We start from the raw sequence: 1,396 nt of genomic DNA, 5'->3' as shown, positions 1-1,396 counted from the left end.
AGCCTTGCCGAGCTTGAAAGCGTCAAGGGACGGCTTGGCCTCGGCATCGAGCGCGACCGCTATTTCAAGGCCGAGTTTGCGCTCTCCGTCTATGCCGAAGCCGCTCGGCTGTCCTGCCACATCACCGAGGACGAGCGGCTTTTGCGACAGGCAGCGGAAGCACTTGCCAAATCCGGTTCCGAGCTTCCGCCGGACACGGCGGAACAACCGCGCTGCTAGGCGTGGAAAACCGTCCCGCCGCTCGGCCTGCGGCCTCGCGGCGGGCAACTCAACCCCAGACGAAGGGGACTAACCATGCAGCTTGCCCACATTCCGATTGGATAAGCTCAACATTTCTGCCGCCAACATGCGGCACGCAAAACGCGCGCCCGACTTGTCCGACATTCTGCCGTCCGTGCGTGCGCGCGGCGTGCTGGTGCCGCTTCTGGTGCGGCCCAACGGGACGCCCGAAAGCTTCGAGATCGTCGCCGGTCGGCGACGCTATTTCGCCGCCAAATCGCTCGCCGAGGAGCGCGGCGAGGGCGATCCCTTGCCCTGCGCCATCATGGAAGACGGCGACGACGCCGCTGCGCTCGAAGCCTCGCTCATCGAAAACATCGCTCGCCTCGACCCCGACGAGGTCTCGCAATGGGAAACGTTCTCGCGGCTGATCAAAGAAGGCCGCTCCATTGCCGAAATCGCCGCCACCTTCGGCATCACCGAACTTCAGGTGAAGCGCAGTCTGGCACTCGGCGAGCTTCTGCCCAAGATCCGCGAAGCCTACCGCGGCGAGGAAATCGACGCCGAGACGGCGCGCTATCTCACCATGGCTTCGAAAGCGCAGCAGAAGGACTGGCTGGCGCTTTATGCCGACCCCGAGCAATACGCGCCGCGCGGCTACCAGCTGAAACAATGGCTGTTCGGCGGCCAGTCGATTTCCATCAAGGTGGCGCTGTTCGCCATCGAGGACTATCCAGGCATGGTCGTCTCCGATCTGTTCGGCGAGGACAGCTATTTCGCCGATGCCGACGTGTTTTGGCTGAAGCAGAACGAGGCGATCGCGGCCAGACGCGACGCCTATATCGAGGCTGGATGGAGCGAAGTGACGGTGCTCGAACCGGGGCAGTATTTTCATTCCTGGGACCACGAGAAAACGCCAAAGAAGAAGGGCGGCAAGGTCGTCATCACCGTCTCGCATCGCGGCGAGGTCGAGTGTCACGAGGGCTGGCTTTCGCGCAAGGAAGCGCGGCGCGCCCGCGCCGATGACGAGGGCGGCGAGCCGGACGAACAGGTCCTCAAGCCGTCGCGGCCTGAACTCACCGGCCCGATGCAGAACTATGTCGATCTGCATCGCCACGGTGCCGTGCGCACCGCCTTGCTCGATCATCCCGCCATTGCAATGCGCCTCATGGTGGCG

2 protein-coding genes are annotated in these 1,396 nt (G+C 63.8%); both read left to right on the top strand.

Translation table 11 applies throughout. The annotated features are described in order from the left end of the window. Nucleotides 1–219, top strand: a 219-nt coding sequence (locus EOA38_RS36640; protein WP_127301504.1) for a DUF2958 domain-containing protein, incomplete at its 5' end; no start/stop codon positions are given. A 154-nt stretch (nt 220–373) separates the two neighbouring features. Then, on the top strand, nt 374–1,396 hold a 1,023-nt coding region (locus EOA38_RS36635; RefSeq protein ID WP_245481020.1), incomplete at its 3' end, for a ParB/RepB/Spo0J family partition protein.

Source organism: Mesorhizobium sp. M1E.F.Ca.ET.041.01.1.1 (assembly GCF_003997355.1).
Classification (GTDB): Bacteria; Pseudomonadota; Alphaproteobacteria; order Rhizobiales; family Rhizobiaceae; genus Mesorhizobium.
This window is presented reverse-complemented; position numbering and strand designations above follow the sequence as displayed.